The sequence below is a fragment of the uncultured Cetobacterium sp. genome (genome assembly GCF_947038635.1).
Classification (GTDB): domain Bacteria; phylum Fusobacteriota; class Fusobacteriia; order Fusobacteriales; family Fusobacteriaceae; genus Cetobacterium_A.
Window position 1 is genome coordinate 19,196 of the sequence record NZ_CAMQXC010000001.1, and the last position, 17,694, is coordinate 36,889.

At 28.7% G+C, this 17,694-nt stretch carries 15 protein-coding genes and 2 riboswitches; of the genes, 12 read left to right on the forward strand and 3 right to left on the reverse strand.

Translation table 11 applies throughout. The annotated features are described in order from the left end of the window. Positions 1-53 precede the first annotated feature (53 nt). The 5 genes from ptsP to Q0V08_RS00145 all read left to right on the forward strand — a co-directional run bounded on the left by ptsP (position 54) and on the right by Q0V08_RS00145 (position 5,585). Positions 54-1,796, forward strand: coding sequence for a phosphoenolpyruvate--protein phosphotransferase (gene ptsP, locus Q0V08_RS00125; protein WP_297430981.1), 1,743 nt, complete (start codon positions 54-56; stop codon positions 1,794-1,796). 84 nt (positions 1,797-1,880) lie between these two features. Beyond that, on the forward strand, positions 1,881-2,930 hold the full coding sequence (locus Q0V08_RS00130) for an alanine racemase (RefSeq protein ID WP_297430983.1): 1,050 nt from the start codon (positions 1,881-1,883) through the stop codon (positions 2,928-2,930). A 70-nt stretch (positions 2,931-3,000) separates the two neighbouring features. Further along, positions 3,001-3,088, forward strand: a riboswitch (SAM riboswitch). A gap of 76 nt (positions 3,089-3,164) precedes the next feature. After that, positions 3,165-4,172: an ATP-binding cassette domain-containing protein gene (locus tag Q0V08_RS00135; RefSeq protein ID WP_297430985.1), complete on the forward strand. Its 1,008-nt coding sequence runs from the start codon at positions 3,165-3,167 to the stop codon at positions 4,170-4,172. Further along, entirely contained in the window at positions 4,162-4,812 is a 651-nt protein-coding gene (locus Q0V08_RS00140; RefSeq protein ID WP_297430988.1) for a methionine ABC transporter permease, read from the forward strand. The genes Q0V08_RS00135 and Q0V08_RS00140 overlap by 11 nt, the downstream gene beginning before the upstream one ends. A 2-nt stretch (positions 4,813-4,814) precedes the next feature. Then, on the forward strand, positions 4,815-5,585 hold the full coding sequence (locus tag Q0V08_RS00145; protein WP_297430990.1) for a MetQ/NlpA family ABC transporter substrate-binding protein: 771 nt from the start codon (positions 4,815-4,817) through the stop codon (positions 5,583-5,585). Between the two features lie 36 nt (positions 5,586-5,621). Here the strand turns inward: Q0V08_RS00145 and Q0V08_RS00150 are convergent, their stop codons facing one another. Both Q0V08_RS00150 and Q0V08_RS00155 read right to left on the reverse strand, forming a co-directional pair. Beyond that, entirely contained in the window at positions 5,622-6,065 is a 444-nt protein-coding gene (locus Q0V08_RS00150; protein WP_240219122.1) for a DUF134 domain-containing protein, read from the reverse strand. Positions 6,066-6,067: 2 nt separating this feature from the next. Then, positions 6,068-6,439, reverse strand: coding sequence for a NifB/NifX family molybdenum-iron cluster-binding protein (locus Q0V08_RS00155; RefSeq protein WP_297430994.1), 372 nt, complete (start codon positions 6,437-6,439; stop codon positions 6,068-6,070). A gap of 153 nt (positions 6,440-6,592) precedes the next feature. On the opposite strand from Q0V08_RS00155, the gene Q0V08_RS00160 reads away from it, so the two are divergent. The 4 genes from Q0V08_RS00160 to Q0V08_RS00175 all read left to right on the forward strand — a co-directional run bounded on the left by Q0V08_RS00160 (position 6,593) and on the right by Q0V08_RS00175 (position 12,712). Then, the gene (locus tag Q0V08_RS00160; RefSeq protein ID WP_297430996.1) at positions 6,593-8,350 is read left to right on the forward strand and encodes a sigma 54-interacting transcriptional regulator; all 1,758 of its coding nucleotides are present in this window, start codon (positions 6,593-6,595) and stop codon (positions 8,348-8,350) included. Between the two features lie 225 nt (positions 8,351-8,575). Next, a complete protein-coding gene (locus Q0V08_RS00165) occupies positions 8,576-9,862 on the forward strand; it encodes an L-serine ammonia-lyase, iron-sulfur-dependent, subunit alpha (protein ID WP_297430998.1) in 1,287 nt (428 codons plus the stop codon). Positions 9,863-9,889: 27 nt separating this feature from the next. Next, positions 9,890-11,233 carry a CoA-disulfide reductase gene (locus tag Q0V08_RS00170; RefSeq protein ID WP_297430999.1) on the forward strand — a complete coding sequence of 448 codons (1,344 nt, stop codon included), beginning with the start codon at positions 9,890-9,892 and terminating at the stop codon, positions 11,231-11,233. Positions 11,234-11,281: 48 nt separating this feature from the next. Then, positions 11,282-12,712: a cation:dicarboxylase symporter family transporter gene (locus Q0V08_RS00175; protein WP_297431001.1), complete on the forward strand. Its 1,431-nt coding sequence runs from the start codon at positions 11,282-11,284 to the stop codon at positions 12,710-12,712. Between the two features lie 35 nt (positions 12,713-12,747). On the opposite strand, the gene Q0V08_RS00180 is transcribed toward Q0V08_RS00175, so the two are convergent. Further along, complete coding sequence (locus Q0V08_RS00180; protein WP_297431003.1) at positions 12,748-14,457, reverse strand: ABC transporter ATP-binding protein; 1,710 nt, start codon at positions 14,455-14,457, stop codon at positions 12,748-12,750. Positions 14,458-14,616: 159 nt separating this feature from the next. Further along, positions 14,617-14,794: riboswitch (cobalamin riboswitch) on the forward strand. A 123-nt stretch (positions 14,795-14,917) separates the two neighbouring features. Here Q0V08_RS00180 and Q0V08_RS00185 point away from each other — a divergent pair. From Q0V08_RS00185 to Q0V08_RS00195, 3 genes are read left to right on the forward strand one after another with little or no spacing between them, the layout of a single operon-like run. Further along, on the forward strand, positions 14,918-15,760 hold the full coding sequence (locus tag Q0V08_RS00185; protein ID WP_297431005.1) for a sirohydrochlorin cobaltochelatase: 843 nt from the start codon (positions 14,918-14,920) through the stop codon (positions 15,758-15,760). Positions 15,761-15,804: 44 nt separating this feature from the next. Next, positions 15,805-16,665, forward strand: a complete 861-nt coding sequence (locus Q0V08_RS00190; protein ID WP_297431008.1) for an ABC transporter substrate-binding protein — start codon at positions 15,805-15,807, stop codon at positions 16,663-16,665. Then, positions 16,662-17,693, forward strand: a complete 1,032-nt coding sequence (locus Q0V08_RS00195) for an iron ABC transporter permease (protein ID WP_297431010.1) — start codon at positions 16,662-16,664, stop codon at positions 17,691-17,693. The genes Q0V08_RS00190 and Q0V08_RS00195 overlap by 4 nt, the downstream gene beginning before the upstream one ends. The last annotated feature ends 1 nt before the right edge of the window (position 17,694 follow it).

Below are 17,694 nucleotides of genomic sequence, written 5' to 3' on the forward strand. Positions count from 1 at the left end.
GTGACTCTGTCCTTTTTTTTGTCAAAAAATTAAAGTTTTGGGAGAGATAAAATATGAGAAAATTTGTAAAAGGTATAGACGCATCTCCAGGGGTAGCAGTAGGAAAAGTATTTTTATATAAAGAAGAGGAACTTTTCATAGATAAGAGTGAGTGCTCAAATATTGAGATTCAAAAAGAAAAGTTAATCGAAGGTAGAGAAAAAACAAAAGAGCAATTATTAAAAATTAGAGAAAAGACAGCTAGACAACTAGGTGAAGATAAAGCGGCAATATTTGATGGACATATAACATTATTAGAAGATGAAGATCTATTTGATGAAGTAACAGAACTAATTGAAGATGAAAAAATAACAGCAGAAAATGCTTTAGAGCAAGGTATCAGCGGATATTGTGATATGTTAGCAAACTTAGAAGATGAGTATTTAAGAGAAAGAGCAGCAGATTTAAGAGATATAGCTAAAAGATGGTTATACAACATTGTAGGAATAGATATTGTTGATTTATCTTCACTTCCTGCAAATTCAGTTGTAGTAGCAAGAGATTTAACTCCATCAGATACTGCTCAATTAGACTTAAAAAATGTTGTAGCATTTATAACTGATATTGGTGGAAAAACAGCTCACTCATCTATTATGGCTAGATCTTTAGAGATACCTGCAGTAGTTGGAACTGGAAACATAACTGAATTAGTAACTAATGAAGCTTCAATAATAGTTGATGCTTTAACTGGTGATGTTATAATTGAACCTACACAAGAGGATGTAGAGAAGTACTCAAAGAAAAGAGAAAAGTATTTAGAGGAAAAAGAGTTATTAAAGCAATTAAAGGATAAAACAGCTACATCGAAAGATGGAATAACAGTTGGAGCTTGGGCAAATATAGGATCTCCAAAAGATGTTGCAGGAGTTTTAAGAAATGGTGCTAATGGAATTGGTCTTTATAGAACAGAATTTTTATTCATGGCAAATGATAGATTCCCAACAGAGGATGAGCAATTTGAAGCTTATAAAATTGTTGCTGAATCAATGAAAGATGAAAATGGAAAATCATATCCAGTAACAATTAGAACAATGGATATAGGTGGAGACAAATCATTACCGTATATGGAGCTACCACATGAGGAAAATCCATTCTTAGGATGGAGAGCTTTAAGAATATGTCTAGATAGACCTGAAATCTTAAAAACACAGTTTAGAGCGCTTTTAAGAGCATCAGCATTTGGATATATTAAAATAATGTTACCTATGGTAATTTCAATAGAAGAGTGTAGAAGATCAAAAGCTTTATTAGAAGAGTGTAAAGCTGAATTAAGAGCTGAAGGAATAAAGTTTGATGAGGATATTCAATTAGGAATTATGATTGAAACTCCAGCTACAGCATTTAGAGCTAAATGGTTTGCGCAAGAGGTTGACTTCTTCTCAATAGGAACAAATGACTTAACTCAATATACACTAGCAGTAGATAGAGGAAACGAGAGAATATCTCATTTATATGATACATATAACCCAGGAGTTTTAGCAGCTATTAAAGCGGCAATAGATGGAGCTCACGAAGGTGGAATCTCTATATCAATGTGTGGAGAGTTTGCAGGAGAAGCTAGAGCAACAGCTTTATTATTTGGAATGGGATTAGATGCATTTTCAATGTCAGCTATTTCAGTTGCAAAAGTAAAGAAAAATGTAATGGCTATAGATAAAGCTTCAGCAGAGGCTTTAGTTGAAAGAGTAATGTCAATGAGTACAACAGAGGATGTATTAGCAGAAATAGATAAATATAACGAAGAACTATTAGGATAGTACTTTCAAAAAAAGGTGAAACTTTGTTTCACCTTTTTTTATTTTTAGAGTATACTATTGTAAAAAAGTAATAGGGAGGATGTTATGGGATTAAAAGATTTTAAAATAAAAGTTTCTAGAGAAAATATTTTACATAACTACCACTATTTAAAAAAACTTAGAAATAAAGATATAATTGCAGTTGTAAAAGCTAATGCTTATGGGCATGGAATAGAAAATATAGTTAAATTTTTATCAGAAAATGATTGTAAATATTTTGCAGTAGCTAGAGAATGTGAAGCTGAAAAAATATTAAAATTAAAAATAGAAAATATAAATATTATTATTTTAGAAACAATAGATGAAATAGAAATTTTAAAAAATAATAAAAATGTTCATATGGTAATAAATAGTTTTAAAGATCTTTTAGATCTTTTAGATAAAGGTGTTTCAACACAACAACTACATTTAAAATTAGATTTTGGATTTGGAAGAAATGGAATTTTAGAAAAAGATTTTTTTAAACTAAAAGAGTTGATAAAAGAAAAAAAATTAAAATTTAAGGGTCTTTGTACTCATGTTTTTGCTGCAGATTATGATGATATGGTTTTAATAGAAAAAAGATTTTCTCAAATATTAAAAGAATTAGGAAATGAAAGATTTGAAATTATTCATATGCAAAATAGTGCTGGAGTTATTTCGATAGAGGGTGAATTTTGTACTCATATAAGATGTGGAACTGTCTTATTTGGACTTCAAGAAATAGGATATTATGATCCATATATAAAAAGAGCTTTTAAATTAAATGGTAGAATATTAGATATAAAAGATATAGATGATTTAAAATATATAGGGTATGAAAAAAAAGAAAATTTAAATATAGGAAAATATAGAAAAGTAGCAAAAATTCGTTTAGGTTATGGAGATGGCTTTTCCAAAAGAAGTGAAGGTATTATGTCTATAATCAATAATAAAAAGTTTAAAATAGTTCATATTAGTATGGATAGTTCATTTATTTTAGTAGATGATTCAGTAAAAGAAGGGGATAACATTGAGATATTTCATGATTTAGAGGAAAGCATAAATCATTTAAAAGTTCCTCATTATGAATTTTTATCTTGTATAAATGACAGAATAAAAAGAGAATTAACATGACTATAAACAAAAATAAAATTTTATTTTAAAAAAATATTGACATTTTTTTTCAAATAAGATATTATACAGCAAACCATCAAGAGAGACCGAGGGACTGGCCCGATGACGTTTCAGCAACCTACCATTATGGTGTGGTGCTAACTCCAGATAGATGGGAGAAGTAGAAGTCTTGTTTACTTACTCTCATCTTAATTAGAAATTAAGATGGGAGTTTTTTTTATACGGGAGGATAAAATGATTACTTTAGAAAAAGTGAATAAAATTTATAATAATGAGTTTCATGCTGTAAAAGATGTTTCTTTAAAGATTGAAAAGAGTGAAATATTTGGAATTATTGGATTAAGTGGAGCTGGAAAATCATCTTTAATAAGATTATTTAATGGGTTAGAACCATTGACAACAGGAAAAATAGAGATTGAAGGAGTAGATTTATCAAAGCTTTCAAAAAATGAACTTTTAAATAAAAGAAAAAAAATTGGAATGATATTTCAACATTTTAATTTATTAAAATCTAGGACAGTTAAAGAAAATATAGCATTTCCCCTAGAAATTGATGGGTGGTCAAAAGTGGAAATTGATGTAAGAGTTAAAGAACTTTTAAAGTTAGTGGAGCTTGAAGATAAAGAGGAGTTTTATCCAACTCAACTTTCAGGAGGGCAAAAACAAAGAGTTGCAATAGCTAGAGCTCTAGCTAATAATCCAGACATTCTTTTATCAGATGAAGCAACATCTGCTTTAGACCCAAAAACTACAAAATCTATATTAAAATTAATTAAAGATATTCAGAAAAAAATGGGATTAACAGTTGTTTTAATAACTCACCAAATGGAAGTTATTAGAGAGATTTGTGATAGGGTAGCTGTTATGTCAAATGGTGAAGTTGTAGAAACTGGGAAAACATATGAAATATTTTTAAGTCCAAAAACAGAGATTACAAAGGAGTTAATATCATACGTTCCACCTCAAGAAAAAGAGGAGATTGATTACATAAAAAAATCTGGAAATAAAGTTATAAAATTAATGTTTTTAGGCTCAGTAGCAGGAGATCCGATTTTATCTAAAGCTGTAAAAAAATTTAATATAGATATAAATGTCTTAGGTGGTGCAATTGATCTTTTGTCAACTATGCAGGTAGGACATTTAATGGTTGAATTAATAGGAGATATAGACAAACAAAACGAGGCGATAGCTTGGTTTCCAAGTTTAGATGTAGGAGTGGAGGTTATTTACGATGGTATTTAATATGTTAGTACAAGCGACGATAGAAACAATATATATGGTTTTATTATCTGCTGTGGTTTCATTAGGAATAGGATTTCCCTGTGGAATTTTAGCAGCAATTACATCAGATGGACATATATTTGAAAATAAAGGAATAAATAGAGTTTTGAATGGAATTATAAATATAACAAGATCTTTTCCTTATATAATTTTAATGATTTTATTATTGCCACTATCTAGATTTATAATAGGGACAACAATAGGAAGTACAGCAGCAATAGTACCTCTTTCTATATCAGCCGCTCCCTTTGTAGCAAGAATAGTTGAAAATTGTGTTTTAGAAGTAGATAAGGGAGTTATAGAAGCAAGTGAAAGCCTAGGAGCTAATAATTTTACAATAATAACTAAAGTAATGATTCCAGAATCATTGCCATCACTAGTCCAAGGAGTTACACTATTAATCATTAATTTAATAGGTTTATCTGCAATGGCTGGAGCTATTGGTGGTGGTGGACTTGGAGATTTAGCTATAAGATTTGGTTACAATAGATTTAAGTTAGATATAATGATTTATTCGGTTTTAATTATTATAGTTTTAGTTCAAGGAGTTCAATTAGTTGGAAATTTAATATCAAATAGATTGAAAAAAAATGGGAGGTAGTTATGAAAAAATTAGTTTTAGTATTAGGTTTATTGGGTTCAGTTATAAGTTTTGGGGCAAAATTAAAAGTAGGAGCTTCTCCAGTTCCTCATGCACAGCTTTTACAATTGGTAAAAGATGATTTGAAAAATGAAAATGTAGAGTTAGAAATAATAGAATTAACAGATTATGTAACACCAAATTTATTATTGGATTCAAAAGAATTGGACGCTAATTTTTTCCAACATAAGCCATATTTAGAAACTTTTGCTAAAGAGAAAAACTTAAAATTAGTATCAGCTGGTAATATTCATGTGGAGCCATTAGGAGTTTATTCTAAAAAAATTAATAAAATAGAGAATATAAAAAAAGGTGGAGTAGTAGCGATACCAAATGATCCTACAAACGGTGGAAGAGCACTAATTCTTTTGCATAATAATGGTATTATAAAATTAAAAAATCCTCAAGATTTATTAGCTACAGAGTTTGATATTGTAGAAAATAAAAATAATTTAAAATTTAAGTCTTTAGATGCTGCTCAAATACCAAGAGCATTAGAAGATGTTGATTTAGCAGTGGTAAATGGTAATTATGCAATAGAAGCGGGATTAAATCCTCTGACACAAGCTTTAATAATAGAAGGAAAAGAATCGCCTTATGCTAATTTAATAGCTGTGAGAGAGGGAGATGAGAATAAAGAGAATATTCAAAAATTAGTAAAGGCTTTACAAAGTGAAAAAGTAAAAGTATTTATAGAAAATACTTATAAAGGTGGAGTAGTTCCAGCTTTTTAATAAAATAAATAAAAAAGTGAGTTTGAACTCACTTTTTTATTTTATATCCAGTTTACAAACTTTTTTACATTTGACTTTCTTTTTCGTACAGAAAATATCTTCTGAATTACAATTAGGACAAAAATCTAAATCTTTTTTTAGTGTTGGAATAAAAGTTTGACCACAAGAGTTACATATAAATTGACAATGAGGAGTTTTAAAATCTCCGCCTTTTAATTGAATACCATATCCCATAATAAGAGCTTCGGTTATTTTAACTCTTGCTGAATTAAGTATATTTTGAAAAGTTTGTCTAGAAACTCCCATTTTTTCAGCACACTCTTCTTGAGATAAATTTTCTAAATCTTTAAGTCGAATTGCTTCTAATTCCTCAATTTTTATATTGTTAAAATGAATATTACAATTTTTACTTCCTTCAGGAATAAATTTTGTTTCATTTGGAATAAATTCTACACTTCTAACTTTAGTAGGTCTAGCCATACTTATTTTCCACACTTACAGTTACAAGAATGTCCATGTCCATGATGATGTTCATGGTGATGCTCATGACTATTACATACTGCTTCTCCGTTAACTAATATATGTTTAAAGAATCCATCAGCTATATCGTCACAAAATCCTTCCAGGCCAGAAAAAACTTTAATATCAAGAGATTTTAAGTTATTTAAAGCTCCTTCACCAATTCCACCACAAGCTACAAATTCAACACCTAGTTCTTTTAATTGACTAGGAATAGCTCCGTGTCCATTACTTTTATGGTATTCTTTATTTGTACCATCATAAACAAAAAAACCTTCTGCTCTTCCAAAATGTTGACTAATTTTGTTATTTTCAGAAACAACTGCAATTTTCATAAAAACACCTCTTTTTTTAGTTATTGGCATATGCTATAATTAATATTAATTTTTTTTAGTAAAAAAGTCAAGAATTATTTTTTTAAAATTGACTGTTACGATTATTTTTGATAATATACATATATAAAAATGGTATAAATTAAAGGGAGTATAATGAAAACTGATTTATTAGTAATAAAAGATGAGTTAAAAAAATATGCAAAAACAATATCAAAACTCTTTGCAATGGATGTTGGAATTTGTGATAAAAATCTTATAAGAATAACAGGAAGTGGACCTCAAAAAATAGGTGAAAAAATAAGAGGAAGAGCTAATAAAAAAACATTAGAAACCAAAGAAACAACAGTTATTTTAAATCCTAGAGAGGATGAGATTTGTAGTGGTTGTTCAGAAAAAGATTGTTGTTTAGAAGTGCTAGAAATATCAACTCCAATAATGTATGAAGGAAAATTAATTGGCTTAATAAGTTTAGTTTCTTTTGATGAAGACCAAAAGAAAAGAATTTTAGAAAATTTAAAAAATTATTTAGATTTTGTTGAACAAATGGCAGAATTAATAAGTATAAGATTTATTGAATATAATGAAAGTTTAGAAAAAACAGAAAGAGAAAATGTTCTTACAACGATATTAAATACAATTCAAAAGGGTGTTTTGAGATTTAATAGTGAAGGAATAATAACGAGTATTAATAATTTTGCTTTGAAAAAGATAGAATCAGATAGTAGAATTATTGGGAAAAAAATACAGTTAAATTCACAAAATGATTTTCTTATGGAAGAGGAGATATATAAATTAAAAGTTCAAGAAAAAGAGTTAACAGTTCTTGGAAAAATATTACCTTTTGAAGCTTTTGGAAAAAATGAAAAAATTTTTATTTTTGATGATATGAATAAGGTAAACGATGGAATTAGAGGACTTGTTGAAACCTCAAATAGTGTTTCACTAGAAAATATAATAGGTGATTCAGAGTTCACTAACCTATTGAGAGAAAGAATAAAACATGTTGCACCTTCAAAATCAACAGTGTTGATAACAGGAGAAAGTGGAACGGGAAAAGAGTTAGTAGCGAGAGCTTTGCACTATCATAGTTCGAGAAGAAATGCTCCTTTTGTTGTTATAAACTGTGCTGCAATTCCGGAATCTCTTTTAGAAAGTGAACTATTTGGTTATGTAAGAGGAGCATTTACAGGTGCTGATAAAAACGGACGTATGGGAAAATTTGAGTTAGCAAATGGAGGAGTCATATTTTTAGATGAAATTGGAGATATGCCTTTATATTTACAAGCTAAAATATTAAGAGTACTTCAAGAGAGAAAAGTAACAAGAGTAGGTTCAAATAGAGATATAGAATTAGATATTAGAATTATTGCAGCAACAAATGTAGATTTAGAGAAGAAGATTCTTGAAAAAGAATTTAGAGAGGATCTTTATTATCGTTTAAAGGTTATTCCTTTTGAAATAGCACCTTTAAGAAATAGAAGAGAGGATATTTTACCAATAACAAAAAATCTTATAAAAAAATATAATAGAATAACTGAAAAATATATAAGTTTTATTGATATAGAAGTAGAAAAGTTATTTTTAAATTACTCTTGGCCAGGAAATATAAGAGAATTAGAAAATGTAGTAGAGTTTATGTTTAATCTTTCAGATAATAGTGATATTTTAAGTTTATCTACAGTTCCTGAAAAATTATTAGAAAATAGAAGAATAAATAGTGAAATAGTGGTAAATAAAAAAGAATTAAAAGATATCTCTTATATGGAAGATTTTCAAGTAGTAGAAAAAAATTATATTGAAAAAGCACTCAAAATTTTTGGAAGAGATACAGAAGGAAAGAAAAAAATAGCAGATAAAATGGGAATAGGATTAACAACTTTATATAGAAAAATACAGAAATATAATATTTGATTTTTTCAAAATGAAAAAAATTATTTTCAAAATGAAAAAATTTTCAAAATGAAAAAAATAAAAATTAAATTTATATAAAAAATGTTAAATTATATTTAAATTTTATAGAAAATAATACAAAAAAAAATAAAAAGTTACAAAAATTCAAGAAAAATATCTATTGGAATGAAAATTGCTTATTATATACTTGTATATTATAAAATAATTAGGTATTTAAAGGAGGAATTGAGAGTTATGATAGATAAAATTTTAAGTATTTTAAATGAAGAGATAGTTCCAGCAGAAGGATGTACAGAACCAATAGCTTTAGCATATATAGGAAGTAAATTAACATCAATATTAGGTGGAGTTCCAGAGAAGATTGATATTGCTTTATCAGGAAATTTAATAAAAAATGTTAAAAGTGTAAAAATACCAAACTCAGAAGGAATGGTAGGAATAGAAGCAGCTGTAGCTCTTGGAACAATTTTAGGAGATTCTAAAAAAGAGTTAATGGTTATATCAAATGTTGATAAATCAAGATTAAATGAAGTTAAGGAGTATTTAGATAATAAAAAAGTTGTAGCTACTAAAATAGAGGGAGATGTAAAGCTTCATATGAGAGCTACAGGAGTTTTAGGGCAAGATACAGTTACAATAGAAATTAAAGATTATCATACAAATATTGTTAAGATAGAAAAAAATGGTGAAATAATAAAGGGAGTATCTTGTGATGAAGTTGTTACTGGAGATATGATGACAGACAAAAGTTTTTTAACTGTTGAATTAATTCATGACTTAGCTAAAACTATAGATTTAACTTTAATAGCTCCAATATTTGAAAAAGTTATAGCTTATAATTCAGCTATAGCAAATGAAGGTTTAAAAAATGATTATGGAATAAGTATGGGTAAAAGTTTATACGAAGGTATGCAAGAGGGAGTTTACGGTAAAGATTTAAAAAATAAGATTGTAAGTTTTGCAAGTGCTGGAAGTGATGCAAGAATGAACGGATGTTCTATGCCAGTAATGACAACAAGTGGAAGTGGAAATCAAGGTATGTCAGCATCTTTACCAGTTATAAAGTACTGTGAAGAAAAAGGATTGACACATGAGCAGCTAATAAGAGGATTATTCTTCTCACACTTAACAACAATACATATAAAATCAAATGTTGGAAGATTATCAGCATACTGTGGAGTTGTTTGTGCTGGTGGAGGAGTAGCTGGTGCTTTAGCATTTTTAGATGGAATGCCTTTAGACAGAATAGATGCAGCAATTGAAACAACTTTAGCAACATTATCAGGAATGTTATGTGATGGAGCGAAGAGTTCTTGTGCAACAAAAATAGCAAGTTCAATTGGAATGGCATTTGATTCATACTACTTATCTAAAAAGAAAAAGAATTTTGAATATGGAGAAGGAATAGTTGGTAAAGATGTTGAAGCAACTTTAGCCAATGTAAAAGTTCTAGCTCATGAAGGATTAAGACAAACAGATGAAGTTGTTTTAGAAATAATGTTAAATAACTAGTTTTAATATATGGTTTTAGGAGGAAAAATGAAAATAATAATTATCGGTGGAGTTGCTGCTGGAATGTCAGCAGCAGCAAAAGCAAGTAGACTTAACAAAGAAGCAGAGTTAGTAATTTATGAAAAAACTGAGGTTGTTTCATGGGGAGCTTGTGGGCTTCCATACTATGTTGGAAACTTTTTTGAAAGTCCAAATAATATGATAGCAAGACCAGTAGAGAAATTTATAGAAGCTGGAATGAACATAAAAATAAAGCATGAAGTTATAGCAATTGACGTAGATAAAAAAGAGGTAACTGTTAAAAATTTAGTAACAGGTGAAACTTTTATAGATAATTACGATAAATTAATGGTAGCTACTGGGGCTCATGCAATAATGCCACCAATCAAAAATTTATCAACTAAGGGTGTATATACTTTAAAAGATTATACAGATGGAATTATCTTAAAAGAAGAGATGCTAAAAGATGAGAATCAAGATATTGTTATAGTTGGAGCTGGATATATCGGACTTGAAGTAGCAGAGGCAGCTAAGCATTTAGGAAAAAGAAGTGTTAGAATAATTCAATTAGGTGATAGAGTTCTTCTAGAAAGTTTTGATAAAGAGATAACTGATGTTATGGAAGAGGAAATAAGAACTCACGAAGGCGTAGAACTACATTTAGAAGAGATTGTACAAGAGATTGTAGAAGAAAATGGAAAAGTTGTAAAAGTGAAAACTAACAAAGGTGAATACCCAGCTGATATAGTTGTTGTATCAACAGGAGTAAGACCAAATACAGCTTTCTTAAAAGAAACAGGAATTGAAATGTTAGGAAATGGAGCTTTAATAATAGATAATCATGGAAGAACAAGTATTGATTCAATCTATTCAGCAGGAGATTGTGCAACAGTTCCTCACTTAGTAAGAAAAGAAAATGTATATATTCCTCTTGCAACAACTGCTAATAAAATTGGTAGAATAGTTGGGGAAAACTTAGCTGGAGTAGAAACTGAGTTCCAAGGAACTTTAGGATCAGCAGCAGTAAAAGTTATGGATGTAGAAGCTGGAAGAACTGGAATAACAGAAGCTGAAGCAATAAAAATGGGAATAAACTATAAAACTGTATTTATAAAAGATAAAAATCAAACAAACTACTATCCAGGTAGAGAGGATATATTTGTAAAGTTAATTTATGATGCAGATACAAGAGTTCTTTTAGGAGGACAAATTGCAGGTAAAAAAGGTGCAGTTTTAAGAGTAGATTCATTAGCAACAGCAATTTATGCTGAGTTAACAGTAGATGAGATTGGAATGATGGATTTCTGTTATGCTCCACCATTTGCTAGAACTTGGGATGTAATGAACGTAGCAGGTAATGTAGCAAAATAAAATAGGCTTCAATAAAAATTAAAATATAGAAACGGGAGAAAAAAAACAATGAACAATGTATTTTTTGAACAATTTTTAATGATTAGTGATTTGAAAACTGTTGGTTTCTTAGTAGCATTATTAGTAATTTTATTTCTAATAAATATGTTACCAAAGAAAAAATTTAACTTTTCAGCAAAAGTTATGGTTGCAACAGTTGTTGGTTTAATTTTAGGATTAGCAATTCAATTTGTAGCTGGATTCCCAGAGAATCCAATGAACTTAACATTCGTAAAAGAGACAACGCTATGGTATAGTTTACTTGGTGGAGGATTTATCTCTTTAATTAGAATGTTAGTTATTCCATTAGTTATGGTATCAATTATCCATGTTATTATTAACATGAAAGAGGATGCGAATTTAGGAGACTTAGTAAAGAAAAGTTTAATTATTACTTTAGTAATGGTTGCAATTTCTGTAGGTGTAGGATTACTTTTAGGAAATCTATTTGAAGTAGGAAAAGTTTCAACTGATGCGGCTCAAGCAATGGCAACAACAGGTGGAGGAAAAATTAGAGAGGTTAGTAATATTGTTGATACATTAAAAGCCCTTATTCCTTCAAATCCAGTTGAAGCAATGGTTAAGTTAAATATCGTTGGATTAGTTATATTCTCAGCAGTTGTTGGAGTAGCAGCAAAGAGAATGTCAAAGAAATATATGGATACTGTAAAGCCATTCTTTGATTTAATAAATGCTTCTCAAAAGATTATAGTATCGATGGCAATGAGTATTATTAGATGGATGCCTTTAGCAGTAGTTCCATTATTAGCAAACACAATTGCACAAAAAGGTATTGGAGCAATAGCAGAAGTAGGAAAATTCATCGCAGTTTTATACTTAGCAACAGCAGTTATGTTTGTAATACAGATGATAGCAGTATCGTTCTTTGGATTAAATCCATTTACATATGTAAAGAAAAGTATCTCTTTAATGATTTTAGCATTTACATCTAGATCAAGTGTTGGATGTTTACCAGTAACAATTTCAACATTAACTAATAAATTAGGTGTTAGTGAATCAACAGCAAGTTTTGTTGCGAGTTTTGGTACAACAGCAGGAATGCAAGGATGTGCAGGAATATTCCCAGCATTAACAATTGTGTTTGTTACAAATATGAGTGGACATCCAATTGATGCAACATTAATAGTAATGTCTATAATCGTTGTGGCAATTAGTTCGTTAGGAATTGCAGGAATTCCAGGAACAGCAACAATGGCAGCTTCAGTTGCTTTATCAGGAACTGGATTAGCAGCTATGTTCCCTCTAATTAATCCAATCTTAGCAATCGATCCTATCATCGATATGCCAAGAACGATGTTAAATGTAATTGGATCAGTTACAAATGCATTAATGGTTGATAAGAGTTTAGGAAACTTAAATCATGAAGTTTATCAAAATGCAGAAGCAGGAAATGAAGCAAACTCTTCTGAGATTGAGTAATAATAAAAAAAGCCACCTTTAAGGTGGCTTTTACTTTATCTAATTCCATGATATAACCTATAGAATTTACCTTCTAATTTTAAAAGTTCTTTGAATGAACCTGATTCAACAATATTATCATCTCCTAAGACATAGATTTTATCAAAATCTTCAAGAATACTAAGTCTATGAGTTATTGCGATAACAATTCTATCACTATACTCCTCTTTTATATTTTTTAAAATAGATTTTTCATTGATAATATCTAAGGCATTAGTTGCTTCATCTAAAAGAATTAAATCAGGATTTTTTAAGAATAATCTAGCCATAGCAATCTTTTGTCTTTGTCCAGAGCTTACATGTACTCCCCCTTCCCCAATTATAGTATTTTCCTCTTGAGGAAATTTGTCAAAAATTTCATAAACATATGATTTTTCAATTGCAAAGTTTAATTCATCTTCAGTATAATTTTCTTTTACAAGAGTGATATTATCAATTAAGCTTCCATTTATAATATAGTCACTTTGGTCTACAATTCCAAGTCGTTCTAAATAAGTTTTAAAAGTTATTTTATTTAATGGAATATTATTAATTAAAATCTCTCCATTTGTAGGAAGTAAAGCTCTTTTTAAAAGAGAAGCAGTAGTACTTTTTCCAATTCCACTTTCACCAACTAAAGCTATCTTCTCACCTTTTCCAATTTTTAAATTAAAATTTTGTAAAATAGATTTTTCATCATAAGAGAATCCAATATTTTTAAATTCAATTGAGATAATAGGTTCTGTTAGTGGTGTATCTCCATCTATTCTGTTGTTAAGATTTACAATTTCAGTAAATCTATTAACTCCGGATATCCCTTTTTGATAGATATCAACAAGTCCAACCATTCTCATAATTCTGAGTCTAAAACGATCAACCAAAAGTAAAAAAGATAAGATAATTCCCATAGTAACTCCATCTTTTATATACAAGTAACCTCCAGCAAGAATAATTATAAGTTGAGTTATATTGGAGTAAAAAGTTACACCTGAAACAATTAAGCTAGATGGAATCATATTTTTCTTTTCACTTTCTAAAAGAGTATCATTTTTTTCAAGAAATCTTTTTTGAGCATAATCTTCTAAATAGTTATCTTTTAAAAAAGAGATAGTTCTTAAAATATCATGGAGATTAGCAGATAATAAACCTGAATTTTTTCGAACACTTCTATGACCAGCCTTCATTTTTTTATTTTCCTTATAAACAAAGATTAATGTTAGAGGTAAAGGAAACAAAGTAATTAGTGAAAGTTTTAAATCAAAATCTATCATTATAAATATAGAGGCAATAATAGTTATAACTGAAAATATAAAATCTTCTAATCCTCTGTGACAAAGAGTAGAAACGCTATCTAAGTCATTAATAACTCTAGAAATTAAATCACCACTTTGATTTTTTTTAAAAAATTCACTAGGTTGATTTAAAAGTTTTTTTAATAGATCATTTCTCATACTTTGTTTTATTTTACTACCCATTAATTTTCCGTTTGCTTGAGAATTAACAGCAAAAAATAGACGTAAAATATAAAGAATAATTAGTACAACAGAAAATTTTAATAATAAATCAATATTTTTAGATGGAAGAGCATCATCTATTAAATTTTTAATTAAAAGTGGTGAGTATACATCAATAGCAGTCATAGCTAATCTCACACCTAAAAATAGAAGAAGAAGCTTATTTTCCTTTTTCAAATAGTAAATAAGAGTTCCAAAAGATGTTTTTTTCATAAAAAGTTCTCCTTAAAATACATTTATTTCTAAATTAATAGTAACTTTTTTTATATATAAAAGTCAATACTTCTAGATATAAATAATATAAATAATAGATGATAATGTTATAAATTTTAGATAATTTGATTGAAATTTGTACGATAAAGTGCTAATATTAATTAGATAAAACGTAATGGTTCAACTAGATTAAAAGGGAATTGAGTGTGAGTCTCAAACGGTCCCGCCACTGTATAGAGGATGAAAACAGTAATACCACTGAGGTAAGAAACCTTGGGAAGGGCTGTGAGTAGGATGAATCTAAGTCAGGAGACCTGCCATTATTTAGAATTCTGCGAGGACAGAGAAGGTAAAATTTTTTACACTTCTCTTTTAGTATTTTCAAAAGGGAGGTTTTTTTTATTGGTGAGAATTTTTAATTTAAAATAAAATAAATAAAAATGATATAGGGAGATTAGAGATGAACTTTTACAAAACTATGGAAAAGGGCGCAATTGTAGCAGCACATTTTGGAACGACGCATGAGGACACAAGAGAAAAAACAATAGATATAATAAATAAAAAATTAAAAAATGAGTTTGATAAATTAGATTTTTTTCAAGTTTACACATCAAGAATTATAAACAGAATACTTTCAAAAAGAGGTATCGAAAATTTAAATACTACTCAAGTCCTAGAAAGATTAGTTGAGCAAGGATATCAGCATGTAATTATTCAACCAACATATATAATAAATGGAACTGAAATGGAAGCTTTAAAAAGAGAAGCGGATATGTTTTCTGATAAATTTGAAGATATAAGAGTTGGAACACCATTATTAACAGAAGTAGATGACTATTTTAACCTAATTGAAGTAATAGAAAAGGAAACTGGTATTTTAAAAGATGATGAAGGTGTTGTAATGATAGGGCATGGAACAGAACATCCAGCACTATCAGCTTATCCTATGTTAGCTTATGTTACTAGGGATTTAGAAAAATCTATATATATTGGTACAGTAGAAGGATATCCGGGATTAGATAATGTTGTGAGAGAGTTAAAAAGAGATAATAAAAGAAAAGTTACATTAATGCCACTAATGTTTGTTGCAGGAGATCATGCTAAAAATGATATAGCTGAAGACTGGAAAGAAGCATTAGAAGAGAATGGCTTCGAAGTAGAAGTAAATTTAAGAGGTTTAGGTGAAATTGAATCTATTCAAAATATTTTTATAGAAAAAGCTAAAAAATTAGAAAATTCTCAACCAGAAGATATACTAGTGAAAAAAGCTGAGTATGCTAAAGGAAGAAAAGCTTCTCACTAATTGGAAGAGTTAAACTCTTCCGCTTTTTATTAAAAGGAGAAATTATGAAGAAAATATTATTACTATTTTTATTGATAACTACTTTAAGTTTTTCTAAAGAGAATGTAAGAGCAGTTTCAACATCACAGTTTACAACAGAAATTTTATTAGCTATAGGAGCAGAAAATCAAATTTTAGGAACAGCTTATTTAGATGATGAAATACTTCCAGAATTAAAGGAGAAATATAATAAAATACCAATTTTATCAAAAGGAGCTCCAACTAAAGAGCAATTTTATGCTTTGAATCCTAATTTTTTGACAGGATGGAAGTCTATAGCAACTCCTAAAAATTTAGGAACAGTGGAAGAGTTAAAAGAAAATGGAGTAGAAGTAGTTTTTACAAAATCTCAGGATACATCTAAAATTGAGGATATATATGATGATATAATAATGTTTGGTAATATTTTTAATTTAAAAGACAATGCTGAAAATGTTGTTGAAAATATGAAAAAAGATATTGAAAAAGTAAAAGAAAATAATAAAAATAAAAAGAAAATAAAAGTTTTTGCATATGATAGCCAAGAGTCAGCTCCTTTTGTAGTTGGAGGAAATGGAATTGGAAATACATTAATAGAAATAGCTGGTGGAGAAAATATTTTTAAAGATACAAACTTTTCTTTTGGAGTTGGAACTTGGGAAAAAGTTTTAGATGAAAATCCAGAGGCTATAATAGTTGTAGATTATGGAAATATAAGTTATGAGAATAAAATAAAGTATTTAAAAAAGAGTTCTCCAATATCACAATTAGAAGCAGTAAAAAATAATAGATTTATAAGAATTCCCTTAAGTTATATCTCAGCTGGAATAAAAGCTAGTAAAGGTATTGAAATAATTTCAAATGGGTTAAGAGAGGATAAAAAGTGAAAATAAAAGATAAAAATATAGTTATAATATCTCTTATTTTAATTATAGTTTTAGGAACAATAGCGGTAACAATTGGAAGTGTTTCTTTATCTCCAGTTCATGTTTGGAAAATACTAATAAATAAATTATCTAATAAAGAAATATTTTCTACTGAATGGAAAAAATCAACAGAGATGATTGTTTGGAATTTAAGAGTTCCAAGAGTTATTTTGGCTTTATTAGGAGGAGCTGGTTTATCTTTAGTTGGAATTTTAATGCAAGCATTAACTAAAAACTCTTTAGCTAGTCCATATATTTTAGGGATATCTTCAGGAGCTAGTACAGGTGCAGTAATCTCTATTGTATTAGGAAGTCTTTTAGGAGTATCATTTTCACCTGGTGTTGGCGCTTTTGTTTTTGGAACCTTTACAGCTTTTTTAGTTTTTTATTTAGCTGGAAATGGAGGGTATTCAAGTACAAAACTTGTTTTAATAGGTGTAGCTGTCTCCTCTTTATTTTCAGGAATTACAACATTTTTAGTTACAACTGCTAAAAATGAATCACAGCTTAGAGGAGCAATGTTTTGGATTTCTGGAAGTTTAGCAGGAGCTAGATGGGAAGGGTTAATGACACTGTTTTTAGTTTTATTAGTATCAATGATTTTAGTTATATTTAAGTATAGAGAATTAAATATTTTGATTGCCGGAGATGAATTAGCTGAGACATTGGGAGTAGATGTAAAGAGATTAAGGTTTTTTATTGTAATTATATCTACTTTTTTAACAGGATTTATAGTTTCAGCAACAGGAGTAATTGGATTTGTAGGATTAGTAATTCCTCATATATGTAGAGGACTTGTCGGAAGTAATCACAAAAGATTAATTCCTTGTGCAATACTTTTAGGTGCTTTATTTTTACTAGGAACAGATACTTTAACAAGAATGACGTTTAAAACACAAGAAATTCCAATAGGAGTTGTAACATCTATGCTAGGAGCTCCATTTTTTATGAGTATGTTAAGAAAAAATAGTTATAATTTTGGAGGATAAT